Genomic DNA, 25,250 nt, shown 5'->3' on the forward strand with positions numbered 1-25,250 from the left:
ATGAACATCACCCACATTCGCAACGCCACCCAGCTGATTACCTACGCCGGAAAACGTTTTTTAATCGACCCTATGCTGGCCCCACAGGGCGCTTATCCGGGCTTCCCCGGCACGGCCCATGCCGAACGCCGTAACCCGACGGTCGAACTCCCCGTTGACGTCAACACGCTGCTGGACGCCGACGCGGTGATCGTCACCCATACCCATGACGATCACTGGGATCGCGCCGCGGCGGAGCTGATCGCCAAAGATAAACCGATCTACGTGCAAAACGACCGTGATGCCGCGCTCCTGCGCAGCCAGGGGTTTAGCAACCTGACGGTCATGACCGACGCAACCACCTTTGGTGATATTCGGATAGCGAAAACCCACGGCGGTCAGCACGGTACCGATCGCGCATACGCCGTGCCCGAACTGGCGGAGCGGCTGGGCGAGGCCTGTGGCGTGGTGCTGCGTCATCCTGATGAGAAGACGCTCTATATTGCCGGGGATACCGTCTGGCGTGACGAGGTGGCGGCCGATCTGCAAAAGCACCAGCCGGACGTGGTGGTGCTGAACGCTGGCTATGCCCACGTCATTGGTTTTGGGCCCATTATTATGGGGCAGGAAGATGTGCTTAACGTTCATTTCCTGCTGCCGCAGGCCAACATTGTGGCGAGCCATATGGAGGCCATTAACCACTGCCTGTTGACCCGCAGCGCGCTGCGTGAGTACGTAGAAGCCAACCAGGTGAGTGACGCGGTGAGTATTCCTGAGGATGGCGAAACCGTTATATTCTGAGTGTCTAAAGGGGAAAGGAGAGACAAATGTCGCTAGTCAACGTCGCGATTGTCGCAGTAGAGGGGTTCAGCCCGTTCCACTACTCCGTTCCCTGCATTCTGTTTGGCGACTCGGTCTCCGGAGAAAAGCGCTTTAACGTGACGATCTGCGCCGAAACGCCAGGGTTCCTCACCTCAAAAGACGGATTTGCCCTCAACGCCACGCAGGATTTTACCGCCATTGGGCAGGCCGATATTGTTGTCGTTCCCTACTGGCAGCACGTTCTTGAACGCCCGCCCCAGACGCTGCTCGACAGCCTGGTACAGGCGAGAGACCGCGGCGCAGAAATCGTCGGGCTGTGTCTGGGGTCGTTTGTGCTGGCCTGGGCGGGGATCCTCGACGGCAAACGTGCGGCCACCCACTGGGAGTTCGAACGTCAGTTTCAGTCGCTCTTCCCGAACGTTCGGCTGGATATTAATGCCCTTTACGTGGATGACGGCAATATCATCACCTCCGCCGGGACTGCCGCAGCCCTCGACTGCTGCCTGTATATCATTCGCCAGCGCTTTGGCAGCGTGGTTGCTAACCAGATTGCCCGCCGGATGATTGTTCCGCCCCACCGCGAGGGCGGGCAGGCGCAGTTCATCGCCCAGCCGGTACCCAAAGATACCCGCGACGGACGCATTAACTGCCTGATCGACTACCTGCAGCAGCACATCACCGAACCGCATAGTCTGGACTCGCTGGCGGACGTGGTCTCGATGAGCCGCCGCACCCTGACCCGTCATTTTGTTAACGCGACGGGGATGAGCGTCACCGACTGGCTGACCGCCGAACGCCTGCGGCGCAGCCAGATCTTACTGGAAGCCGGAAATATGCCGATTGAACGCGTGGCTGAGCTGGTGGGATTTAATTCCGCCGTCACCTGGCGACAGCAGTTTAAAGCGCGTTTTGGGGTGAGTCCGGCGGAGTGGCGAAAGACGTTTCGGCTTCATGCCTAGTGTATTACGGCTAACTCAAGATTTAAGGGTGAGTTAAATCCTTTCTTATTTTCTCTTAATATCCTTCTCACTCTTCTGAAATAACTATTAATTTTAGGAGCCCTAATTCAAATTAGATATACTCGCTTTAAGAAAACTCTTATATTACAAAAATAATCATTGCGGACATGTTTGTGGCATGGATGAATAGCGCCGAAATAAAAATTAGAATAATTTCATTAGTAAATTATGCTGTTGCTATCTTATTGTTTTCGCTTTTTTCAGCGAGGGTGAGTGCTGCACCTTTATCGCCAGCCGATCGCGATTCCATTCAACAGCAACAGCAGCAGCTTTTATTACAGAACCAGCAACAGCGTGAGGAGCTGGAGCGGAGTATTCCTCGCCCCGCGCCCGCCAGACCGCTGCCGGTTACCGGCTCCGGACCCTGTTTCACCATTCATACCATTACCCTTTCCGGTGCGACCTTAATCTCCCCGAAAACCCGGCAGACCCTTGTCGCGCCGTGGCAGGGCCGCTGTCTGGATATGGCGAAAATAACGGAACTTCTCGCCCATATTTCTGACTGGTATATCAGCCGGGGATATATCACCAGCCGCGCTTTTCTTACCGAGCAGGATCTCTCCGGCGGCCAGCTGAATATTGTTGTGCTGGAAGGCAGACTGGAAGCGATCCGTCTGGAAGGCGAAACGCCGCGTATGCTGAAAATGGCGTTTCCGGGACGGGTGGGCGGCATCCTTAATTTACGCGACATCGAACAGGGCATGGAGCAAATTAACCGTTTGCGCGCCGAGCCGGTTCAGATTGAAATTCTTCCGGGAACGCAGGCCGGATATTCCATTGTTAATCTTACGGCAAAGCCGGAATTTCCCTTAAGTGCATCGGTAAGCCTGGATAATAGCGGGCAGAAGAGTACCGGCGAAGATCAGCTGAGCGGCGTGCTCACCGCCAATAATATGCTGGGGCTGGCGGATAAATGGTTTGTCAGCGGCGGGCGCAGCAGCGATTTTGCCAGCGCGTACGATGCGCAGAATTTCCAGGCGGGCGTCAGCGTGCCGTTTGGCTACGGATTACTGGACTACAGCTACGCCTGGAGTAACTACCGAACCACCATCAGTAACCAGGGATTCAACTGGCTCTCCACGGGCGATACCAAAACCCACCGCCTTAACGCGTCCTGGGTGGTCTTCCGCAACGGGGAGGTGAAAACCGGCATTGCGGCAGGCGTGGTTCAGCGATCCAGCCGCAACTGGCTCAACGACGCGCCGCTTCAGAGCAGCACGCGCAACCTCTCCAGCCTGATTCTGGGCATTACGCACACGCAAAAAATGCTGGGCGGCGTGGCGACCTTCAACCCGACCTGGAGCCACGGCATGCCGTGGTTCAATGCCGAAACCGACGAAGATAAGTCCGGGGATATGCCGCGCGCGGAATTCCGTAAATGGAGCCTGAACGCCAGCTTCCAGCGTCCAGTCGCCCGTAACGCCTGGTGGCTGACCAGCGCCTACGGCCAGTGGTCGCCCGACCGGCTGTACGGCTCCGAGCGCCTGACGCTCGGCGGCGAAAGCTCCGTACGCGGTTTTAAAGAGCAGTATCTGTCCGGGGACAACGGCGGCTACTGGCGCAACGAGCTGGGATATTCCCTCTTCACCCTTCCGGTGATTGGCGCGGTGAGCGCAACGGTCGCCGTTGACGGCGGCTGGCTGGAAAAAGACCGTCAGGACCGCTTTGCCTCCGGCACGTTGTGGGGCGCTTCGGTGGGACTGAACAGCGCAGGGCGCGGGTACAGCAGCCAGATTTCGGTCGGTACGCCCCTGCACTACCCCGACTGGCTCGGCCCGGATCATGTGAGCGTTAACTGGCGCATTGCCTTCATGCTTTAAGAGACTCTACGACTATGGATACCCGTCACCCACCCGTTCGTTTCTCGCAGCGCCTGATCAGCTGGATTGTCTGCGGTTTGATGGTCTGGCAGCCGATGGCACCTGCCGTCGCGGCGGCGCTTACGCCGACCGGGCAGACCACGGTCGATCGGGCGGGGAACGGGGTGCCGGTCGTCAACATCGCCACGCCCAACGGGGCGGGTATCTCGCATAACCAGTTCGGTGAGTATAACGTCGGCAAAGAGGGGCTTATCCTCAACAACGGCACGGACCGTTTAACCCAGACCCAGCTGGGCGGGCTTATCCAGAACAACCCCAACCTGCAGGCCGGGCGGGAAGCGAAAGGCATTATCAACGAAGTCACGGGCGCCAGCCGCTCGCAGCTGCAGGGCTATACGGAAGTCGCCGGTAAAGCAGCAAACGTCATGGTGGCCAACCCGTACGGCATTACCTGTAACGGGTGCGGATTTATCAACACCCCGAACGTCACCCTGACCACGGGGAAACCGCAGTTCGACGCCAGCGGTAACCTGCAGGCGCTGGAGGTGACGAAAGGCGCCATCACGGTTGAAGGCCAGGGGCTGGATGCCAGCAAGAGCGACGCGCTGTCGATTATTGCGCGCGCGACGGAAGTGAACGCCGCGATTCATGCGAACGACCTGACGGTGACTTCAGGAGCGAACCGCGTGGGCGCAGACGGCAGCGTCAGGCCGATTGCCGGTGAGGGTGCCGCGCCCGTGGTGGCCGTGGATACCGGCGCGCTCGGCGGGATGTATGCGAACCGTATCCGCCTGGTCTCCAGCGAGACGGGCGTGGGGGTGAACCTCGGCAACCTCACCGCGCGCCAGGGCGATATTCAGCTGGACGCGGGCGGGAAACTGACGGTCACGAACAGCCTGGCCAGCGGATCGATTACCGCGAACGGCGCGGGAGTGGCCCTCAACGGCAGCCATCAGTCCGGTGGCGCGCTGAATGTGGCCAGCTCGCAGGATGTGGAACTCAATAACAGCACGCTCGCCAGCCAGGGCGATATGCGCCTTTCCGCTGCGGGGAAAGTGCAGACGACGGGCGGCGGGACAAACAGCGCGGGCGCGCTGTCGGTGAGCAGCGGGCAGGGGATGACGCTCAGCAATACCTCCCTGGTCTCCCGCGGCGCGGCGACGCTGGACAGTAAAGATACCCTGACCGTCAACGGCGGCGGCGTGTCGGCACAGGGCGGGGCGCTAACCGTCACGAGCAAACAGGGAATGGCGCTTGCGGATGCGACGCTGACGGGTCAGGCCGACACCACGCTGTCCACCGACGGCAGCCTGACGCAGCGCGGCGGCAGCGTCACCACCAAAGGCGCGCTCAGCGTGGCGGCCGGGAAAGATATCACGCTGGCGAATACCCGCAGCGGTAGCGATACCCGCGCGACCCTCAGCAGCGGCGGCACGCTGTCATCCACGGCCAGTGCGGTCTCGGCAGGAGAGAATCTGGCCCTGAGCGGCGGACAGCTGGTGATGGACGGCCAGAGCCGGGCCGATGCCACGGGCGATGTCCGCCTGACGGGCAGCGGCGTCAGTAATCAGGGGCAGGTGAATGCGGGGCGCGACATTGCCCTCTCCGGCGACAGGGTGTCCAGCAGCGGCCAGCTGGCAGCGAAAGGCCACCTTGACGTGAGCGCAGGAGAGCTGACAAACGGCGGCACGGTGCAGGGTAACGACGTCACCCTGAAGGGGCAGACGGTCACTAACAGCGGTACCCTGCAGAGCGCCGGCAACCTGGCGCTGAGCGTTGGTACCCTGGAGCAGCGGGGCACGCTGAGCGCGAAAGGCAATGCGAACGTCACGGCGCAGCAGGCCCTGCGTAACAGCGGCAGCCTGCTGGCTGACGGGGCGATGAGCGTGACGGCAGGCGCGCTTGAACAGAATGGCACCCTGTCCGGCGCGACGGCGCTGACGGCGCAGGCCGGCACCCTGACCAGCGGTCAGGCGTCCCGTACCACCAGCCAGGGCAATGTACAGATTTCCGCGACCCGCAGCGCCAGCCTGAACGGGCAGACGGACGCGGCGGGGGCCTTAACCGTCAGCACCGGCGACCTGACCACCGGCCGGGATGCGCATCTGCAGAGCGGGCAGGGGCTTACCCTGCAGGCGCAGAATGCCGCGCTGAACGGCACGCAGGCGGCGAAAGGCGCTCTGTCGGTGACGGCGGGCACGATTGCGCACGCCGGGAAATCCACCGGTAACGCGCTGAGTTTTAACGCGACCGGCGACCTGACCAGCGGCGGAGAGCTTACCGCCAGCGCCATCGCGCTCAGCGGACAGAACATCCTCCAGTCCGGCGTCGCAAAAGCGGAACGCATGACCCTGACGGCTCCTGAACGCATCACCAGCAGCGGTACGCTGGTTGCCGGTGCGCTGGCGCTGGACGCTGCCTCGGTGGAGAACAGCGGACTGCTGCAGGGGACCACCCTGCTCGGCCTGAAGACCGGGTCACTCACAAACCTCGCGGGCGGATCGGTCTACAGCACGCAGGATTTAACGCTGAACGTTCCGGTGCTGTCTAACAGCGGGCTTATCACTACCGACGGCACGCTGCACCTCCGGGGCGACACGCTGACAAACCAGGGGGAAATCAACGGCGTCAGCCTGAGCAGCGACTACCTCAGCCTGACCAACACCGATACCGGACGCCTGCTGGCGGACGACCGGCTCACCCTGAACGGCACTGCGTTTGCTAACGCGGGCAATATTGCGGCCAGCGACCTGCACATCACGGCGGACAGCCTGCAAAACCAGGGCACCGTCGAGGGGGACTCGGCGCTGACGCTCGGCGTGGCAGACCTCACTAACCGTGGCGCGCTGCGCAGCAGCGGAACGCTGACGCTCGGCGGTGAAACGCTGGCCAACAGCGGCGAGCTCAGCGCCACCGCGCTGCTGCTGAACCTGACCCGACAGGCCAGCAACGATGCCGACGGGCGGGTGATTGCCCGGAACGGCCTGACGCTGACCACCGCCAGCCTGACGAACAGCGGGCTGATGGCCGGCACCGACGCGCAGTTTAACAGCGCGTCGGTGACCAACGGCGGCACGCTGCAGGGGACACATTCCCTCACGGCGACCGGGACACAGCTCAGCAACCAGCAGGCGGGCATGCTGCTCTCCGGCGGCGCGCTCGACCTGCACCACACCACCCTGAACAACGCCGGGCTGCTGCAGGGCAACACCCTGAACCTGGCCACCGGTGAGTGGATGAACACCGGCAACGCGCTGGGGGAAGCGGGCGTGACGGCGGCGGTGACCGGCACGCTGACCAACAGCGGTAAGGTGCTCAGCCAGCAGGCGCTGGACGTCCAGGCCGACAGGACCGATAACCGGGGCCAGCTGCTGGCGAAAGTGCTGACCCTGCGGGGCGACCTGCAAAACAGCGGCCTGCTTCAGGGCAGCAGCACGCTGGCCTGGTCCGGGAACACCTTCACGAACCAGCCTCAGGGGCAGGTGACGGGCGGCGAGACCCTGACGCTCAGCGGACAAACCCTCAGCAACGCGGGCAGCCTTCAGGGGCGCAGCGCGACGCTTGACGCCGGGAGCCTGAATAACAAGGGCAGCGTTCAGACGCTGGATGCCCTGACGCTTTCCGCGACCGGCAGGCTGGATAACACGGGCGTCCTGCTCAGCCAAAATCTGTTCACGCTGACGGCGGCGCAGCTGTTTAACGACGGCCAGCTGGCCGGGAAAGCCCTCACGGTGAAGGCTGCGCAGCTGAACAACACCGGGATCCTTCAGGGTAACGACACGCTGGCGCTGACCACCCGTGCGCTGAGCAACGGCGCCACCGGGCAGCTGGTGAGCGGCAGTCCTCTGGACTTATCCCTCGACACGCTCGATAACGCCGGCCTGCTGCTGGTGAAGGGCGGGTTCACCCTGCGGGGCAGCGACCTGACGAACCGGGGCGATATTCAGGCGCAGAGCCTGGATTTGGGCCTGAGCAATGCCCTGACCAACACGGGGAACATCATTGCCACCGACGATGCCGCGCTTAACGCGACGACGCTGACCAGCAGCGGCACGGTGGCGGGCAAAACGCTGACAGCAGGCGGTACTGAGCTGCGCAACAGCGGCCTGATGCAGGGCAGCAACGCGGTTAACGCCACCGCCGACCGCTTTATCAACGAGCTGAACGGTAAATGGCTCTCCGGCGGCGGCTTCACGCTGGCGGGCGGACAGCTGACGAACGCCGGTACGCTGCAGGGCGCCACGCTGGGCATGACCGGCACCACCCTCACCAACAGCGGCACGGTGAACGGGCAGACGGGACTCAGCGGCACGCTCAGCGGAGCGTTAACCAATACCGGGCTGCTGCAGAGCGGCGGCGCGACCGCCTTCACCGCGGACACCCTGGCGAACCCGGGGCGCATCACGGGCGGTACGCTGTCCCTCACCGCCCGCGATATGAACAACGGCGGGCTGATGCAGGGAACGAACGGCCTGGCGCTCACCGGCACCACGCTGACCACGGGCGCGACCTCGCGCACCCTCTCCGGCGGCATGCTGACGCTGGATGCAGGCCAGCTGACCACGCAGGGCACGCTGCAGGGGAACGGCGCGGACATCCGCGCCAGCGACTGGACGCACGGCGGGTCTCTGCTCAGCCAGGGAACGCTGACGGCCACGACCGGCGGCACGCTGACCTCAACCGGCTCGCTGATGAGCCAGGGCTGGGCGGATATCACCGCACAGACGCTGGATAACCGCGGGCAGCTCCTCAGCGAGGGCGATGTGACGCTCGGCGGCAGCACGCTTAAAAACAGCGGCACCGTGCAGGGGAACACCCTCGCGCTGCATCAGAACAGCATTAACAACCAGGGCACCTTAACCGGTCTGCAGAGCCTGACCGTTCAGGGGCAGCAGCGGCTGATGGCGCGCATGGCGATGGCCGCGCCGCAGCAGGAGCTGATCAACGGCGCAGGCGGCAAACTTCTTACCCAGGGCGCGCTGACGATTGCGTCCGGGGCAGTGACCAACGCCGGCAGCTGGCAGGCACAGAACATCCTGCTTAACGCCCGGTCGCTCACCAACAGCGGCGCGGTGCAGAGCGCCGACGCGCTGCAGATGACGCTGGCCGACACGCTCACCGGAACCGCAGGCAGCAGGATCACCGCGCTGGGTGCGGCAACGCTGCAGGCCGCGACGCTGGCGAACCAGGGCCAGTGGGCGGCGAAAAACCTGACGCTGACGGGCGGCACGCTCAGCAACAGCGGCGCCATCAGCGGCGTGAATGGCCTGACCCTCAGCCAGACCGGCGCGGTCAGCCAGCAGTCTGGCGGCACCCTGCTGTCCGGCGGGGCGCTGAACGTCACGGCGGCCTCCGTCACCAGCGACGGCAAAATGCAGGGGGGCACGCTCGGTATCACCACCGGGGCGCTCACCAACAACGGACGTCTGCAGGGCGATAACGGCGCGACGCTGGCCCTCAGCGGGACGCTGACCAACAACAGCGGGGGTGAAATCGTCAGCCGCGATGCGCTGACGCTGACCACGCCCGCGCTGTTTAACTACGGCCTGATCCAGGGCGGCGGCGAGACGCGCGTGACCGCCTCCTCGCAGGCGCGTAACGACGGCAGACTCCTCTCCGGCGCGCGCCTGACGCTCGGCACGCCGCAATTCACCGGCACCGGCTGGCTGCAGGCCACCGACCTGATACTCAATGCGGCAAACGCCACCAACGGCGGCACGTGGGTGGCCGATCGCGCCACCCTGACCGGCACCAATTTCGCCAGCCAGGGCACCACCCAGGCGGGACAGCTGACGGTTAACTACAGCCAGCTGAACAACAGCGGCACGCTGCTCGGCAACACGCAGCTGAATATTGGCGCGGACCAGGTAACCCAGAGCGCGGGCGGCAAGCTGCTGAGCGGCGGCAACCTGTGGCTGCAGAGCCGGGGGCTGGACCTTACCGGCCAACTGGTGTCCCTGGGGGACTTAACGCTGCAGCTGACGAACGCGTTTACCAGCCGAACCGCTGTGGCGGCAGGCAGAACCCTCACCATCAACAGCGGCAGCGACATCGATAACCGCAGCGTGCTGCAGGGGCAGGCGGTCAACCTGAATGCGGGCGGGCAGCTCAGCAACAACGGACAAATCACCACCGGCGGCGGCTCCAGCACGCTCTCCGGCGGCAGCGTGGCGCTGAACGCCGCGGGCTCGGTGCAGGGCGGGGGCGATATCACCGTGGCCAGCCGGAGCAATATTACCGTCGACGGCTTCACCGGCACGCGCGGCTCGCTGACCCTGAGCGCGCCGGGCGCCATCGTCAACACCGCGCTGCTGTACGCGGCGAATAACCTGGCGCTGTTTGCCGACAGCATCACCAACCAGCGCGGCGACATCATGGCGGGAAACAACCTGTGGATGCAGCGGGATGCGGCAGGGAATGCGAACAGCCAGGTGGTGAACACGTCTGGGAATATTGAGACGCAGGGTGGAAGTCTTAATATTAAAACCATCAACTTACGAAATGAACGGGAAGGGCTTAAAGCTTCAACTCAGAGTCAGGTACAACCAGTTGATGACTGGATGACAGGTGAGTCAACAATAGATGTGCCTGTTACGGCTCTGCCAAATGGAAGTTATGGTTTTTATTCGCGAGAAGTCATTACTGGTCCGGGTGCTGGTAACTGTGGAGCTAATAGTGCATGTAATATCCATCGCTCCACATACTATTATCTGGCTCCTTTTAAAAATACAGTCAGGCAGCGTTTTTCCGGAAGATACAGCACAACTGTTATCACAGGGGGCGATTCTCCATCAGGGCGTATCTCTTCAGGTAGTGACCTGACTATTCAGGCTTCCAGACTTGATAATAATGCCAGCAATATATTGGCAAACGGTGATATTCACCTGTCTGGAAATCAATTAAATAACCAGAGCTGGCAGGCAGGTAGTGAGGTTGATTACCTGATTTATGAATATAAACCGTTATCTGCGTCTGTTGGTTACGCAACAAGTAAGTTAGGCGTGGCTGGTAGTAAGAATATCAAATTCCAGAATGATACTATTGAGTACAATCTGGTTGGGCATGAAACAGAATTCCAACCGGGTGAACTCTACCGCGCCGTCATCCAGGCGGGCGGTAACGTCACCGCAAACTTCACCAGTAACATCAGCAACACCAATACCACTGCGAACGCGGGCGGCGTTAGCAACGTTATCTCCGCGCCGTCGCTGAACACCCTCAGCAACCAGAGCGTCGGCAGCGGCGTACAAAAACAGGGGCTGAGCAATACCGGCACCGTGGCGGTGAACTCGCCGCAGTGGAACGATCAGCTCCAGGGTGCGCTGCAGCAGCTTAACGGCGGCGGCGCGCTGGAAAACGGCGGCGCGTCCGGCACGCCTCTCAGCAACATTGGCACCACGCAGAAAGGCAACGCGAACCTCGGCCAGCTGGGCGCGCTGGCGAACGCCGGGGTCACCACCGCCGATCTCAGAACCGCTCAGGGCGGCGCCGTCGGGCATTATCAGGGCCAGCGCGTCGATACCAGCGCTTACCCGCTGCCGTCGGGCAACAACGGCTATTTCGTCTTCTCCGATAACCCGAAAAGCCCGTACCTGATCAGCATCAACCCGAAACTGAACGGTCTCGGACAGCTCGATCCCGCCCTGTTTGCCGACCTGAACGCAATGCTCGGGGTCAAACCGTCGTCCACGGCGCCTCAGGAGACGCGGCTGGCGTTTACCGATGAGAAGCAGTTCCTCGGCTCGTCTTACATGCTCGGCCGACTCAACCTGAACCCGGATTACGATTACCGCTTCCTCGGTGATGCGGCGTTCGATACCCGCTATGTCTCCAACGTGGTGCTCAACCAGACCGGTAACCGCTACCTGAACGGCATCGGCTCCGATCTGGATCAGATGCGCTATCTGATGGACAACGCCGCGGCGGCTCAGCAGTCGCTGGGCCTGCAGTTTGGCGTCTCGCTGACCGCCGATCAGATTGCCGCGCTCGACCACAGCCTGCTGTGGTGGGAGAAAGCCACCGTCAACGGCGAAACCGTGATGGTACCGAAACTCTACCTGTCGCCGAAGGACGTCACCGTCAATAACGGCAGCGTAATCGCGGGTAACAACGTTACCCTGAAGGGCGGCGACATCACCAACGGCGGCAGCTCGCTGCTGGCGAAAAACAGCCTGACGCTCGACAGCCAGAACAGCATCAGCAACCTCAACAACGGCCTGATGAAAGCTGGCGGCGACCTGAACCTGAGCGCCATCGGCGATATCAATAACATCAGCTCCACCATCAGCGGCAAAACGGTCGCGCTGGAGAGCCTGGACGGCAGCATCAACAACCTGACCCAGGTTGAGCAGATTGATATCAACGCCGGAGGGAAGTACGGCAAGATCGGCCTGAAAGACACCCTGCTGGGCAACACGGCGTCTATTACCGCACAGGATGGCCTGTCGCTTGAGGCGGGGAAAAACATCACCGTTACCGGGGCGAACCTGGCCTCCGGTGGCGATATGCTACTGAACGCGTGGGGCGATATTGCCGTCAACGCGAATCAGATCAACGACGCATTCAGCTCAAGCCGGGCGAAAACCAGCCGTTCGTCTGTCACGTATCAGGGCAGTAACGTCACCGCGGGCGGCAACCTGCTGGTGAACGCCGGGCACAACCTTGACGTGACCGCCAGCGACCTGAAGGCGGGCGGCAGCGCGGGGCTGAGCGCGGGCAACGATCTCAATCTGAACGCGGCACAGACCAGCGAAAGCAGCCGTAAAGGGAAAAGCGAGTCCCACAGCACCGGGCTCGACCGCACCACGATTTCCGCAGGCGATAACCTGGTGCTGAAGGCCGGGCAGGATATCAACGCCCAGGCCGCCGCGCTGGCGGCGGAGAAAAGCGTCGGGCTGCAGGCGGGTCGCGACGTGAATCTGGCGGCGGAAGAGACCACACAGGGCGATAGCTATAAGTCAGGCAAGAAAACCGTCATCAACGAGTCCGTACGCCAGCAGGGAACCGAGATCGCCAGCGGGGCGAATACCCAGATCCTCGCGGGGCGCGATGTCACCACCGAAGCCGCGCAGGTAACGGCGAAGGGCGATATCGGCGTGGCGGCGGGCCGCGACGTCAATCTCAATACCGCAACCGAAAGCGATTATCACTACAAAGAGCAGACCAAAACCAAAAAAGGGTTCCTGAGCAAGAAAACCACCCACACCATCGAGGAGAACAGCGCGACGCGTGAATCCGGCTCATTGTTGAGCGGCGATAACGTGCAGGTCGTTGCGGGCAATAACCTGCTGGTGAACGGATCCGCCGTGGCGGGCGATGGCGACGTGAAGCTTAAGGCGGGCAACAACGTCGATATTGTGGCAGCGACGAACAGCGATACCTCCTGGCGCTTTAAGGAAGAGAAAAAATCCGGCCTGATGGGCTCGGGCGGGATTGGCTTCACCATCGGCAGCAGCAAAAGCACGCACGATCTCCGTGAGAAAGGCACTACCCAGAGTCAGAGCTTCAGTACGGTGGGCTCGACGGGGGGGAGCGTTGATATTGCCGCCGGTAATCAGCTGCATGTCGGCGGCGCGGACCTGGTGGCTGGCAAAAATATGGCGCTCACTGGCGACAGCGTGACGATCGAGCCGGGTCATGACAAACGCGCCCGCGATGAGAAGTTTGAACAAAAATCCAGTGGCCTTACGGTGGCTCTGTCTGGCGTAGTGGGTGGCGCAATCAACAGCGCTGTTACCACTGCACAGGAGGCGTCTAAAGAAAGTGATGGACGTCTGGCTGCCCTGCAGGCAACGAAAGCGACACTCTCGGGCGTACAGGCGGCACAGGGAGCGGTTGTTGCCCAGCAGACTGGCGATCCGGCGAACGGATTTGGTGTCAGCCTCTCTCTGACTAGCCAGAAATCGAAATCTCAGCAGCATGCCGATAGCGACACGGTAGCGGGCAGCACAATCAATGCCGGAAACGATCTTTCTATTACCGCCACGGGCAAAGGTAAGAGTACGAATAGCGGCGATATCCTGATCGGCGGTAGCCAGCTGAAAGCGGGCGGTGACGCCACGCTGAATGCTGAAAACGACATCCTGCTGACGGGAGCGGCCAACACGCAGAAAACCACCGGCAAAAACAGCAGCAGCGGTGGTGGTGTGGGCGTAAGTATTGGGGGCGGCAGCGGCGGGATGGGGATCAGTGTTTTCGCCAATGTGAATGCGTCTAAAGGTAATGAAAAAGGTAACGGCACCGCCTGGACCGAAACCACGCTGGACAGCGGCGGCACGGTCTCCATGACCAGCGGTAGAGATGCCATTCTGAACGGGGCGCAGGTCAACGGTGAGAAGATTGTCGCTGATATTGGCCGCGATCTTTTGATGAGTAGTCAGCAGGACAATAATGATTACAAATCTAAGCAGACCAGCGTAGCGGCGGGCGGCAGCTTCACGTTCGGAAGTATGACTGGCTCCGGTTACATCAGTGCCAGTCAGGATAAGATGAAGAGCACGTACGACTCCGTTCAAGAGCAGACGGGGTTGTTTGCCGGTAATGGTGGATTTGACGTCACGGTTGGCCGTCACACGCAACTGGATGGCGCGGTTATTGCCTCCACGGCGACGGCTGACAAAAATTCGTTAGACACGGGAACGCTGGGCTTTAGCGACCTTCACAACGAGGCGGATTATAAGGTCAGCCAAACGGGTGTGAGCCTGAGTGGGAGTGGCAGTTTTGGCGATACCTTTAAAGGCAAAATGCCGGGCGGCATGATTTCAGGCGCAAGCCACAGCGGCCATGCGGAAGGTACCACCCAAGCGGCGGTGGCAGACGGCACCATTATCGTTCGCGATCGGGATAATCAGAAGCAGGATGTGGCAAACCTGAGCCGCGATACCGAACATGCCAACGATAGCATCAGCCCAATCTTCGACAAGGAGAAAGAGCAAAATCGCCTGAAAGCGGTCGGGCTTATCAGTGATATCGGCAGCCAGGCTGCGGATATCGCGCGGACGCAAGGAGAGATAGCGGCACGGAATGCCATGACCGATCCAGAGGCGCTGAAGGCGGCCAAAGAGAAGCTGAAATCGGAAGGTAATGCTAACCCAAGTGATAAGCAAATCGTGAATCAGGCTGGCCAGACGGCAATGGAGAAGTACGGTACTGGCAGCGATATTCAGCGCGGTATTCAGGCGGCAACGGCGGCACTTCAGGGACTGGCGGGCGGTAATATTGCGGGTGCGTTGGCAGGCGCGTCGGCGCCTGAGCTGGCGCATCTGCTTAAATCAACCGAAGGCGATCCTACCGTCAATACCGTTGCGCACGCTATTCTGGGCGGCGCGGTGGCGGTTCTTCAGGGTAACAGCGCCGCTGCGGGAGCTGCGGGGGCGGCAACGGGCGAGCTGGCTGCGCATGCGATAGCCAGCCTGCTCTATCCGGAGGTGAAAGACCTGTCGAAACTGAGTGAAGATCAAAAGCAGACGATCGTTACGCTGGCTTCTGTATCGGCGGGGGTGGCTGGTGGGTTGGCGGGAGGGAGTACGGCTTCGGCGGCTGCTGGGGCGCAAGGAGGAAAGAACGCAGCTGAGAATAATGCTACCTCAAACTGGGGTGGATTAGTGCCTCCAGCAACGCAACAGGATGCTTCACTGGCTTTCGATCTCGGCGGTAAAGGTGTATCTCCCGACAAAATTAACAAGGCTATTACAGACTCTCATATTGGTCCATCAGTAGGGGATACGGCAAAAATCCATGGTGATGTAAAAGGTCAGGTGGCTGTTGGTTATGTCGGCGGGGGCTATCTGGAGGGGGTCCTTTCAGAAGATAAATTCGCAATTAATGGCGGGATAACAAAGGTGTTTGGCTGGCGCGCGGATGCGTCGGCTGGATTAACTTTCGGGCCTTATCCAATTAAGGATTTCAATCCGGCTTATGATTATTCCGGTTCCATATCCGCTGGTATTTTTTCAATTGAAGGATCTGTTGGTAAAGATGGTGTTGGTGGTGCTTTTAGAATTGGCGGAGGCATTGGTGCCAGTATCCGACAAAGTGAAAATCATAACAACCTGCCGGAGATCGATGGCGCTGGCAGTACCGAACTCGTATCCTGGCCCTTCAAAAAGGATTAATTAAATGATTTATCTTCTATTAGGAATTGCGCTTTTCGCATTTTTCATCGGAACTGTCGTGTTTGTCCGTTTTAGTAAAGTGACGGGAAGAAGCGTTCAGTCACCTCTTACCACGATGTTTTTCTTTGATGCGCTCTTTTTTGGTCTGGGTAGTAAGCGAGACATGAACATCGCGGCATGTTCATTTATCGTCTTTCTAGTCAGTATCTGGGGATTAACTTATTTAAAGTTAAGCACTCATTTTTGGGGAAGTCGCGAAAGTTATTTTGGTTTTGCGATCGCCGGAATTTTATTTCTGATTATGCATTGCCGCTATTGTGCAAAAAATGTCGTTATCAAAAATGATGGCCTGGCCCCCATGAGAGAGTTGATTAATATCCGGCGATCCGGCCTTACCAGCCCCTTTATATGGTTAAGCAGGGCCGGGTATCTGGGGTTCTTTATTGGCATGCTTCACTGAAGCGAGATGCGAAAAAAGTGTCTCCGTGCCCCGGGAGACTACCCCAGCCTCTCCACCCGCGTCTCCCCCTCCGCCATCGAAGCTGGTAAGGCAGATCTGCGAGTAGAGACTGGTCTCGGCGATTAAGCTCGCGAGGGCGGGCAGCATCTGCGGGGGCAGGCTGTTTTCCGGTTCGTTCAACGCGATATTCAATTGATAAACTAAAAGTGGCTGAAATATTCTATTTCTACGACCTAAAAAGAGGTTAGCACCAACAACACGGGTGAGGCGACCACTGGTCGAATAAAGAGTTTGTCATGGGGTTTCAGTATCCACAGAGCTTTCTGAATGTTATAGATGAAGACTATCTTATTGATCTGGAACCTTGGTGGTTCCTGTGCGAGTTCGAGGGATATTCTCAGCAGTGGTTTGATGAAATTAAAAAGCAATACCCGGAACGAAATTTGATACCGTTTGCAAAAAAGAGTGACTCTGACGATGTTGCTTGTTTTGACGGCCACTCTACATCAGGCGATCCTAACGTTTACTAAGTTCATGCTTTTGCATCACCGGAGTGGGCGGACCATGATGCAGTAGCTAACTTTAGCGCGTGGTTTGCAGCTGCAGAGAATGAGTCTGCTGTGTATAAATCAGGGTAGAGAACTTAAATTCACTAACCACACACTGCTATCGGAAAGATAAAAATTATAGCCCTGTTCGTACATTTGCAGGCCTTTCATATCAACCACTGTTTAGCCCTGTACCAGACTCGGGAAAGGTATATATTGATGATATTTTTGGTTCTCTGAGAAGGGCGTTTTCGATAATGCCGATAAAGATGATGTGAACAAAATGACAAAAAATAAACCTACTCTCGCCAGGTTATTCTTCAGCATTGCCTACCTGTTTGTTTGCTGCCTGGCGTTTTTCTCTCTGGCCCTGATTGTCGTTAAATTCATCATCAGCCATGACGTTGTTTTTGACCGGTCAGATATTAAGCAGATTGTCGTTGTAAGCGCTATTGCAGCAACCGCGGCAGGCGTCAGATCGTGGCTATATGCCTTACTCGATGAGCGCAAGATACGAAAGAAGCCCCCGGAGTAATGTCGATTTTGGGACTGTGTTTCTTTTTGTTGGGCTTCTAAGGAAGAGAATGCGGCTTACCCCAGCCTCTCCACCCGCGTCTCCCCCTCCGTCATCGACAGCTGATACAGCGAAAACGATCGCTGCTTCTCAATCAACGTCGCCAGCTCCGGCGAGTGGCTGGTGAGCCAGATCTGCGAGTAGCGGCTGGCCTCGGCGATTAAGCTCGCCAGGGCTGGCAGCATCTGCGGGTGCAGGCTATTTTCCGGTTCGTTCAACGCGATAAACGCCGGTGGGCGGGGGCTTAACAGCGCTACCGTCAGGCACAGGAAGCGCAGGGTACCGTCGGAAAACTCCGCTGGTTCCAGCGGTCTGCTCAGCCCCTCGCGCTGCATCATCATGCGGAAACGTCCGCCGGTGTTGTCGCTGTAAAACACGCAGCCGGGGAAGGCCTGATCGAGGATGCGCATCAGCAGCAGCTCGTCACCAATCTCGACGATGGTCTGAAACGCGGCCGCCAGGTTGGCGCCGTCGCTGGCCAGCACCGGGGAGCGAAAACCGACCTGTGGGGCCCGCATCGCTGAGCCGATTGATACAGAAAACTCATGATAAAAGCGCCAGTTACGCAGGGACTCGCGCATCTGCGACACTTCCGGGTAAAGGTGCGGTTCGCCGAGCTGGCCGAATACCGATTCGTTCTCGTACAGCGTGCCGCTGTGGGTCACTTTCTCGTGATGCACGTTATTCAGAAACACCGCCTGATTCCTGCGCTTCATCAGCTGCGACGAGGGGCGGCGGTGCTGGCCGCTCAGCCAGAGAGATTCTTCTTTGATCACCGGATCGAGCTGGAACTGCGACGGGTAGGGCAGCTTCTCCACAAACCCGACCTGCAGCTCGTATTCGTAGGTCTCTGTTTCCACCGCGAGGTTCATCCGCCGCAGCTGGTCGCTGCGGGTTTTGCCTGCCCAGAACACCTTCAGAATGCCGCCCTCGTTCGCCAGCGCCTGGGAAAACTGCCCCTGGGCGGCGCTGTGCATCAGGTGTATCGCCTTGTAGATATTGGATTTTCCGGTACCGTTCGGGCCGAAGACGATGTTGAGCTGCTCCAGCTCCAGCGACATCTCGCGGATGGAGCGGTAGTTTTGAATGTGCAGGGTGTGGATCACAGGCAGGCCCCTTTCGCAGAATAAGCCTGTATATAATCACAGTCTTTGAGATGAAATGCAAAAAAGAGACGACAGTGAGGATGTCGTCTAAACGGGGTACTGCTTTGGGCCTCTACGGGTCAATGGGGCCTTCGCATTTTTTTCATCACTTGACTGCCAGACGCAGACCCAAATCATCAGGATAGGGATCAAAGTAGTTTTGCGTCATCAGATACCGGTCGGGGTATTCGGCCAGGTAGTGCTTCAGCAGCGTGATCGGGGCGAGGATAGGCAACTGTCCGTTGCGATAATGCAGGATCACGTCGCGCAGTTCGCCGCGCTGGCGGGTGTTCAGCTGGTTACGAAAATACCCCTGAATATGCATCAGCACGTTGGTGTGATTCTTCCGCGAAGCGGGTTTTTTTAGGATGGTCATCAGCTTTTCCCGGTACGCCACAAAGAAGGCCTCCAGGTCTTCCCACTCGTGCAGCGAGGCAACGAACGGGCCGATTTCACGGTAACCCGCCTGATGGTGCGCCAGCAGCTGGAGTTTGTAACGGCTGTGGAAGTCCAGCAGCGCGCGGCGCGTGAGGCCATTTTTACGCAGCGTGTTGAGTTCGTGCAGGGCAAAAACACGTTCGACAAAGTTTTCACGCAGCACCGGATCGTGCAGGCGTCCATCCTCTTCCACGGGCAGCCACGGCCAGGTTTCAAGGAGGGCGGCGGTGAACAGCCCGACCCCCTCCTTGCGGCCCCGGTTGCCGTTTTCATCATACAGGCGCACGCGTTCCATGCCGCAGCTTGGAGATTTAGCACAGACGATAAACCCGGCGAGATCGCCGATTTTCGGCAAAAAATCTGCCGTAAAGTCCGCCATTTTCTGCGTAACGTCTTCGTGAGGCGCGTGGCTAAAGCGCATCTGCGTTTCACCGCTGGTGGTCATAATCAAACGCAGCGCAGGGCGAGGCGTCGGCAGGCCGATGGCCATTTCCGGACAGACGGGCCTGAAGTTCACCCACTGGGCCAGCTCATCCATGACGAAGCTCATACGCTTGTGTCCGCCGTCAAAGCGAACGGCGGATCCGGTCAAACATCCGCTAATACCGAGCACAGGTTTCGTTGTCATGGTGTGGTCCTCCCGTTCATATAATTAAAACTTACACAACATGACTAATTTGTCCAAGTATTCGCGGAACTATTTTTTTAATTCCTTTAAAATCAATACGTCTTAGCTGCCCTTGTAAGTCGAGTAACCGTACTGGCTCAGCAGAAGCGGGATGTGCAGCTTCTCGTTGGTGCGGGTCACGGTAAACAGCACCGGGATCTCCGGGAAGAAGGAGTCCAGCTTTTTGCCGTGGAAGTACTCTGCGGTTTTGAAGGTCACTTTATACACGCCAGGCTGCATGTCCTGATCCTGCGGATAAAGCGATTTGATGCGTCCGTCATGGTCGGTTTTACCGCTGGCAATCGGGGTCCATTTGTCCTGCTGCTGCTTCTCCAGCGTAACGCTCACGTCTGATGGCGGCATCCCGGTTTGCTGGTCGAGAATGTGGACGCTCAGCGTACCGGCAGGGGCGCTAAAGGCGGCGGGGGCAAAGGCCATTGAGGCCAGGATCAGCAGAGGGGCAGTTTTTTTCATGGTGTTTTCCTGTGGAGTTATTCGTCACAGGAAAACGTTAGCATTTGCGGCGCGGGAAAATATTCAACTTTTCGTGAAGATTCCCGCAGAAGAAAATGATCAGAGGATAATCACTACAAGCGATACCTGCTGCTGCCACTGCTCCACCTGCTTTTTCCGCCCGGCGGTGAGTTTACCGCTGGTGACCAGCAGCCATTTTCGCTCCGGGAAAATGTCCGGAGCCAGGGCGTCTGGCGGAACTGGCAGAATGTCAATGCGGTGGCCCTGCCCGGTGCGCGTTAGGGCTTCGAGCCAGATCTCACACGGGTCGTTCAGGTGCCAGCCGCTAAGCAGAATGTTATCGCCAGGCGCTTTTTTATCGCCTTCGAGGCAAAACGAGGTATAGGCGATGATGATGCCGTCGAGGATCGCGCGCAGGGTCATGGCGGCGGCCACGTTAGCCGAGACCTGGCGGCGCAGCGGGCGCAGCACGTTCGCGACCAGCTCCGGCCTTGGGTATTCGCGCCCGGCGTCGTAAATCATCTGGCGCAGGGACTCGACTTTGCCGTCCTGCAGGCGTTGCAGCATGTTCTGCTGCAGGGTTTGCCAGTTGTTGGTTCGGCCCGGCGTCGGGCGTTCCAGCAGCGGTTTGACCTGGCCGATCGGGACGCCTTTTTTTACCCAGTCGAGGATTTTGAGCGCCTGCTGGACGTCCTCATCGCTGTACTGGCGATGGCCGCCTTCCGTGCGCTGTGGCTTGAGTAAACCGTAGCGACGCTGCCACGCCCGCAGGGTGGTGGCGGTGATGCCGCTGAGTCTGGCGAATTCGCCGATGGAGTAAGCCATGTCCGTGTCCAGAGTGGAGGAATACTCTCAATATACTACGAATTTTCCCGAACGGGATGAAGCGCCGAAACGGTGCACTACACTTAACATCCAACCGTGCAAATGAAAGGAATTCTCATGAAGCTATGGCCTGTTGTGACCGGTGTTGCGATTGCTTTGACGCTGGTCGCCTGTAAATCCCCCACGCCGCCGAAAGGCGTGCAGCCTATTACCAACTTCGAAGCCAGCCGCTATCTCGGCAAATGGTACGAAGTCGCCCGTCTGGAAAACCGCTTCGAACGCGGCCTGGAGCAGGTGACGGCGACCTACGGCAAGCGCAGCGACGGCGGTATTAGCGTGCTCAACCGGGGCTACGATCCGGTGAAGAACAAGTGGAATGAGAGCGAAGGCAAAGCGTACTTTACCGGCGAGCCGACCACGGCCGCGCTGAAGGTCTCCTTCTTCGGCCCGTTCTACGGCGGGTATAACGTGATCAGGCTGGACGATAAGTACCAGTACGCGCTGGTAAGCGGCCCGAACCGCGACTATCTGTGGATCCTGTCGCGTACGCCGACCATCCCGGATGCGGTGAAGCAGGATTACCTGAACACCGCGCGCAGCCTGGGCTTCCGGGTTGACCAGCTGGTGTGGGTGAAACAATAAAAATCGTGCTTTCTTCCTGGGGCATTACTGGCACGCCTGGATAGACTTCCGTTAAAAGCCTAACGGAGGGAAGACGACATGAACTGGCAGCCTTTTCGCGGCGATGCACCGGAAAATATGACGATTTTCAGCGCGTCATTTCCCGACGTCAGCGACCAGTGGCCGATGAAAGACGATGCTGCCCGTGAGATCGCCTCCCTTGACCGCGCCTTGAAAGCGGAGCCGGCGCTTCGGCCGCCGCGGGTGGAATACGACGAAGGGGGGCTGGCCGTGCTTGTTCCGCAGAACCGCTATTCCGAACAGGCCTTCCGCAACCGTCCGGCGCTCACCGCGTGGCGCACCCGGCTGGTCCCCTCCGCGCTGGCGCTGTTTGTGGTGCAAAACCCGCTGGAGGACCGCCTGCCCGACGGCACAAAAATGGACAGCGACAGCCGCCAGTGGTTTATCCACGCTAACGATGCGATTGGCGTGCGCTCCCGCGCCCGGGTGCTGGCCGCGCTGGTGGATAAGTACATTCATAATGAAAGCGAGAACAACTGGGTCAGCCTGGCGAGCGGCGCCGCCATTCCGGTGCTGGAGGCGCTGCGCGAAGCAAAGCTCGACGGTCAGCAGGTGTATCTCATCCTGGTGGACAAAGACCCGGTTGCGCTGAGCTGGGCGGAAACCATGGCGGCGCAGGAAGGCATTGTGGTGGGCGAACAGCTGACGCTGCTCAGGCGCAACCTGCTCCATACGCTGGTGCGTAACGAGGACCTGCTGCTGGAGCTGGGCGAGCACCAGGCCGAACTGGTCGACGCGCTGGGGATTTTCGAATACTTCAACGATACTGACGCGGTGATTTTTCTCCAGCGCGCGCTGCGGCTGGTCAAGCCCGGCGGCGCGGTGATTGTGTCGAACATGCTCACCAGCAGCCCGCAGATTGACTTTGTGCTGCGGGGCATCGGCTGGGAGGATATTCACCCGAGGTCGTTACAGCAGCTGCAGGACATCCACCTCGCGGCGGGCGTGCCGGTGGAAAACGTCACCGTGGTGGTGCCGAAGGACGGGGTGTATGCGGTGATGGAGATTAGGGTAGGGGATGAAAAACCGCACGGTCAGTTCCCTCTCCCTGTGGGAGAGGGCTAGGGTGAGGGGGAACAGGCCGCATAGAGTGATTTGCATTAGTAGGATTTTCCAATCATGATCCCCCCATGAAAATTGAAACCGCACTCCCCACACACTTCGAGCGTCTGGTCGCGATCTGGGAATCCTCCGTCCGCGCCACCCATCACTTTTTACAGGAAAGCGATATTGCGGCGCTGCGCCCGCTATTGCTCAACGCCTATCTGCCAAATCTCAAGGTTGTGATTGCTCGCGATGACGCAGGCGTTATTCACGGCTTTTTAGGCGTGGATGAAAACCGCATTGAAATGCTGTTTGTTGACGATGCGAGCCGGGGGAAGGGCGTCGGGAAATTGCTGTTGAAATACGCCATCGCAGCGTTCGGCGCGAACGAAGTGGACGTGAACGAGCAGAACCCGCAGGGCGTCGCGTTTTATCGCCATATGGGGTTTGAGCAGGTCGGACGCTCGGAACTGGACGGGCAGGGGAATCCGTTTCCGTTGCTGCATATGCAGTTGGGCGGGCAGGTTTAACGCCCCCTCCCTCTGGAGAGGGAGTCTGCAAGCTAGTTACTGGTAATTTGCCCGATGATTACGCCACGCACTTTTTCGCCATCGAAGTAATAAGAGACCGTATTACTCTGGATGAATCCATTCTGTACTGGCGTCTCCTGATAAAAAAGCATCGCTTTCTTTTTGGCGATCTCTTTCTTGCCGAGCAATGCAACTAAATTCCCGTGAGTAGCATTCAACAACGGAACATTAGCGACTGAGACTTTGACAGGTTCCGTTGTTTTTGCACACTCTTTATGAATCCCATCCCTGGCTATGGCTAGTGCCGTTAACAATCCTGCACCCATTTCGTTATCCGAGATGAACCAGTAATCCGTGTCATCGTCGTCATGAAGGCAGAACCAACGAGCGGAACTGTCTTTGTTGACTGGTGTGCTGGAGATGTCTGCCAGATGAGTAACCTCCATTTGCACGGTTTTCTTACCGATGGTAATAGTGGGATAGAGGGGCACTTCTGTGGGTTCTTCCGACGTTGTTCCATCATCCTGATAATACCTGGCTGCGAAGCCGGACATTTGGGCTGCTGATGTATTTTGAACCAGGAATAGAAGTGCAGCCAAAATTAACAGTACTTTCATTTTAGATACCCTAATACGTAGCTCGGTTATTCCATTCGTCAGTGTAGAGAATGTTCCCATCGCAATGCTTCCATGTAATCTTCTCGTACCGGAGTTGAATATCTTCGAGATGCGTGCTCGTCAAGCCGGTGGGATGCAGCAGGGGTGATATAGAGGTGATCTTCACGTTCTCCATTATCATATTGAAATACTCACTCTCAACGCCCTGGTCAATAATTCGATACATTTTCAATTCTGCTTTTTTTAATGTTCTTCCTTCACACATAGCACGATATAAAACAGGCGTTGCAGCATCAAATTCCTTATGCAAATTTAAGGGGAAATGAACTCTCGTGCCTGTCAAACGACCAGTATGCGAGCTCTCAGGGATCCATACCTGATGGATAACTGAACGGATTTCAAACGATCCTAATCTCGCTGGCAGTAAGGATGGACCAACTATGGGCGAGCCATTTTCATCAAACAACCACAGATGTGCGGGAATTGACATAATTTACTCCTGTTAAATAGTAATTATCTTTTTTTACGTAAAAGGATATAGAGGCCTACAATAACTACAACTGACCATGTTGCATTCATTGCGATTTTTTCGGGTAGCCAGGTTACGGCAAATAGTGCAAATATTATGACGAATAAAAGGGGAGTTGCGCCTCTCAGGAAAAATATGAGTTGGCCTTTTAGCCAGTCTTTAATAGCTTTAATCATCCCTTTATCATCCTTGAAATCGCGTATGCAATGTCGCTGTCTGAAGCATAGGCTTGGTTAAGTATGGGGGACCTCATTATTATGGGCTCAATCAAGAAAAACATCATTTCAAGCTCTTCCTGATAAAGGAGATTATAGTAATAAGCATTATAGTTTTTTAGATGGTTGGCGCTTCTGGATGCCTGCTCAACGATGCCATAAACTTTTAAACCAAGGACAGCATAAGTAGAAAACGATGTGATCTTTTCTTTCATCCAAATGTTGGTATGAACACTACTACAAATTGCAATAGTTGCCGAATATATAAAAGCCTGGCTGGAGAGCATCGATGATGAAATTGATATGCCTAAATACATAAGATTTCGTTGTATGTTATGTATTCTTTTTTCACTCTTGTTGCTTAATAGGCTTTTAATATAAATATAAAGCATCTTAAAGATAACTTCTCTGTGTTTTATTAACTGGACGATACCTGTCAAAAATCTTGAGTCTTCTTTGCGTAATCGTAAACATACATCCTGGTAGTTTTCAGTAAAGCACGAAAGTTGATAGCTTAATCGTGTTGCCCCATCATCTAACAGTTGTGCTTGCTTTAATACTTCATCTTTTACGCCAGTTAAGGCATGTTCTAACTTTAAAGCCAATATTTTATGTGATGTAGCCCCCTGAAACACCAGACAGTAGCTGTATCTCCAGATAAGAGATAGGCTTGAATATATGTCTAACACTAACACCAATTTTGAGATGACCGGGATCCTGTTAGGGCAA

The 25,250-nt window shown here is 57.8% G+C and carries 17 protein-coding genes and 1 pseudogene; 10 read left to right on the forward strand and 8 right to left on the reverse strand.

Going from position 1 to position 25,250, the window contains the following annotated elements; all coding sequences use genetic code 11:
* The 5 genes from FHC52_RS14025 (at window position 1) to FHC52_RS14045 (ending at window position 16,213) form a co-directional block, all read left to right on the forward strand.
* Window positions 1–780 (forward strand): MBL fold metallo-hydrolase, encoded by a 780-nt coding sequence (locus FHC52_RS14025; protein ID WP_032654371.1) that lies wholly within the window; start codon window positions 1–3, stop codon window positions 778–780.
* 26 nt (window positions 781–806) lie between these two features.
* Window positions 807–1,760, forward strand: a complete 954-nt coding sequence (locus FHC52_RS14030; RefSeq protein ID WP_126288206.1) for a GlxA family transcriptional regulator — start codon at window positions 807–809, stop codon at window positions 1,758–1,760.
* A gap of 182 nt (window positions 1,761–1,942) precedes the next feature.
* On the forward strand, window positions 1,943–3,640 hold the full coding sequence (locus FHC52_RS14035; protein ID WP_241236508.1) for a ShlB/FhaC/HecB family hemolysin secretion/activation protein: 1,698 nt from the start codon (window positions 1,943–1,945) through the stop codon (window positions 3,638–3,640).
* Window positions 3,641–3,654: 14 nt separating this feature from the next.
* Complete coding sequence (cdiA, locus tag FHC52_RS14040) at window positions 3,655–15,753, forward strand: contact-dependent inhibition toxin CdiA (RefSeq protein WP_126288204.1); 12,099 nt, start codon at window positions 3,655–3,657, stop codon at window positions 15,751–15,753.
* Window positions 15,754–15,757: 4 nt separating this feature from the next.
* Entirely contained in the window at window positions 15,758–16,213 is a 456-nt protein-coding gene (locus tag FHC52_RS14045) for a hypothetical protein (RefSeq protein WP_039267095.1), read from the forward strand.
* A 38-nt stretch (window positions 16,214–16,251) separates the two neighbouring features.
* On the opposite strand, the pseudogene FHC52_RS22770 reads toward FHC52_RS14045, so the two are convergent.
* Window positions 16,252–16,399, reverse strand: a pseudogene (locus FHC52_RS22770) (AAA family ATPase); the annotation flags it as partial.
* 110 nt (window positions 16,400–16,509) lie between these two features.
* Between FHC52_RS22770 and FHC52_RS14050 the strand changes: the two are divergent.
* Both FHC52_RS14050 and FHC52_RS14055 read left to right on the forward strand, forming a co-directional pair.
* Window positions 16,510–16,743, forward strand: a complete 234-nt coding sequence (locus FHC52_RS14050) for a hypothetical protein (RefSeq protein ID WP_039267135.1) — start codon at window positions 16,510–16,512, stop codon at window positions 16,741–16,743.
* A 301-nt stretch (window positions 16,744–17,044) separates the two neighbouring features.
* Complete coding sequence (locus tag FHC52_RS14055; RefSeq protein WP_039267093.1) at window positions 17,045–17,296, forward strand: hypothetical protein; 252 nt, start codon at window positions 17,045–17,047, stop codon at window positions 17,294–17,296.
* Between the two features lie 56 nt (window positions 17,297–17,352).
* Here the strand turns inward: FHC52_RS14055 and FHC52_RS14060 are convergent, their stop codons facing one another.
* The 4 genes from FHC52_RS14060 to FHC52_RS14075 all read right to left on the reverse strand — a co-directional run bounded on the left by FHC52_RS14060 (window position 17,353) and on the right by FHC52_RS14075 (window position 20,884).
* The gene (locus FHC52_RS14060; RefSeq protein WP_126288202.1) at window positions 17,353–18,441 is read right to left on the reverse strand and encodes an AAA family ATPase; all 1,089 of its coding nucleotides are present in this window, start codon (window positions 18,439–18,441) and stop codon (window positions 17,353–17,355) included.
* A 145-nt stretch (window positions 18,442–18,586) separates the two neighbouring features.
* Entirely contained in the window at window positions 18,587–19,546 is a 960-nt protein-coding gene (locus FHC52_RS14065; protein WP_023345179.1) for a DUF523 and DUF1722 domain-containing protein, read from the reverse strand.
* 102 nt (window positions 19,547–19,648) lie between these two features.
* Window positions 19,649–20,059, reverse strand: a complete 411-nt coding sequence (gene uraH / locus FHC52_RS14070) for a hydroxyisourate hydrolase (RefSeq protein WP_008500117.1) — start codon at window positions 20,057–20,059, stop codon at window positions 19,649–19,651.
* Window positions 20,060–20,158: 99 nt separating this feature from the next.
* Complete coding sequence (locus FHC52_RS14075; protein ID WP_163341000.1) at window positions 20,159–20,884, reverse strand: MerR family transcriptional regulator; 726 nt, start codon at window positions 20,882–20,884, stop codon at window positions 20,159–20,161.
* Window positions 20,885–21,001: 117 nt separating this feature from the next.
* Between FHC52_RS14075 and FHC52_RS14080 the strand changes: the two genes are divergently transcribed.
* The 3 genes from FHC52_RS14080 (at window position 21,002) to FHC52_RS14090 (ending at window position 23,160) form a co-directional block, all read left to right on the forward strand.
* Window positions 21,002–21,526, forward strand: coding sequence for a lipocalin family protein (locus FHC52_RS14080; RefSeq protein ID WP_008500115.1), 525 nt, complete (start codon window positions 21,002–21,004; stop codon window positions 21,524–21,526).
* A gap of 78 nt (window positions 21,527–21,604) precedes the next feature.
* A complete protein-coding gene (locus tag FHC52_RS14085) occupies window positions 21,605–22,651 on the forward strand; it encodes a class I SAM-dependent methyltransferase (RefSeq protein WP_032675711.1) in 1,047 nt (348 codons plus the stop codon).
* A 65-nt stretch (window positions 22,652–22,716) separates the two neighbouring features.
* Window positions 22,717–23,160 (forward strand): acetyltransferase, encoded by a 444-nt coding sequence (locus FHC52_RS14090; RefSeq protein WP_220420120.1) that lies wholly within the window; start codon window positions 22,717–22,719, stop codon window positions 23,158–23,160.
* A 32-nt stretch (window positions 23,161–23,192) separates the two neighbouring features.
* Here FHC52_RS14090 and FHC52_RS14095 read toward each other — a convergent pair whose 3' ends face one another.
* The 3 genes from FHC52_RS14095 to FHC52_RS14105 form a co-directional block, all read right to left on the reverse strand.
* Window positions 23,193–23,777, reverse strand: coding sequence for a hypothetical protein (locus tag FHC52_RS14095; protein WP_259279896.1), 585 nt, complete (start codon window positions 23,775–23,777; stop codon window positions 23,193–23,195).
* Between the two features lie 10 nt (window positions 23,778–23,787).
* Entirely contained in the window at window positions 23,788–24,267 is a 480-nt protein-coding gene (locus FHC52_RS14100; RefSeq protein ID WP_032675712.1) for a type VI secretion system tube protein TssD, read from the reverse strand.
* A 211-nt stretch (window positions 24,268–24,478) separates the two neighbouring features.
* The coding region (locus FHC52_RS14105) for a hypothetical protein (RefSeq protein ID WP_220420121.1) at window positions 24,479–25,250 on the reverse strand (772 nt) is incomplete at its 5' end.

The sequence above is a fragment of the Enterobacter sp. EC_64 genome (assembly GCF_019584165.1).
Classification (GTDB): Bacteria; Pseudomonadota; Gammaproteobacteria; order Enterobacterales; family Enterobacteriaceae; genus Enterobacter; species Enterobacter roggenkampii.

Bases quoted from the DNA above. Each gene is read 5' to 3' on its own strand.
- FHC52_RS14025 (WP_032654371.1), top strand. From the start codon at position 1: ATGAACATCACCCACATTCGCAACGCCACCCAGCTGATTACCTACGCC.
- FHC52_RS14030 (WP_126288206.1), top strand. From the start codon at position 807: ATGTCGCTAGTCAACGTCGCGATTGTCGCAGTAGAGGGGTTCAGCCCG.
- FHC52_RS14035 (WP_241236508.1), top strand. From the start codon at position 1,943: ATGAATAGCGCCGAAATAAAAATTAGAATAATTTCATTAGTAAATTAT.
- cdiA (WP_126288204.1), top strand. From the start codon at position 3,655: ATGGATACCCGTCACCCACCCGTTCGTTTCTCGCAGCGCCTGATCAGC.
- FHC52_RS14045 (WP_039267095.1), top strand. From the start codon at position 15,758: ATGATTTATCTTCTATTAGGAATTGCGCTTTTCGCATTTTTCATCGGA.
- FHC52_RS14050 (WP_039267135.1), top strand. From the start codon at position 16,510: ATGGGGTTTCAGTATCCACAGAGCTTTCTGAATGTTATAGATGAAGAC.
- FHC52_RS14055 (WP_039267093.1), top strand. From the start codon at position 17,045: ATGACAAAAAATAAACCTACTCTCGCCAGGTTATTCTTCAGCATTGCC.
- FHC52_RS14065 (WP_023345179.1), bottom strand. From the start codon at position 19,546: ATGACAACGAAACCTGTGCTCGGTATTAGCGGATGTTTGACCGGATCC.
- uraH (WP_008500117.1), bottom strand. From the start codon at position 20,059: ATGAAAAAAACTGCCCCTCTGCTGATCCTGGCCTCAATGGCCTTTGCC.
- FHC52_RS14075 (WP_163341000.1), bottom strand. From the start codon at position 20,884: ATGGCTTACTCCATCGGCGAATTCGCCAGACTCAGCGGCATCACCGCC.
- FHC52_RS14080 (WP_008500115.1), top strand. From the start codon at position 21,002: ATGAAGCTATGGCCTGTTGTGACCGGTGTTGCGATTGCTTTGACGCTG.
- FHC52_RS14085 (WP_032675711.1), top strand. From the start codon at position 21,605: ATGAACTGGCAGCCTTTTCGCGGCGATGCACCGGAAAATATGACGATT.
- FHC52_RS14090 (WP_220420120.1), top strand. From the start codon at position 22,717: ATGAAAATTGAAACCGCACTCCCCACACACTTCGAGCGTCTGGTCGCG.
- FHC52_RS14095 (WP_259279896.1), bottom strand. From the start codon at position 23,777: ATGAAAGTACTGTTAATTTTGGCTGCACTTCTATTCCTGGTTCAAAAT.
- FHC52_RS14100 (WP_032675712.1), bottom strand. From the start codon at position 24,267: ATGTCAATTCCCGCACATCTGTGGTTGTTTGATGAAAATGGCTCGCCC.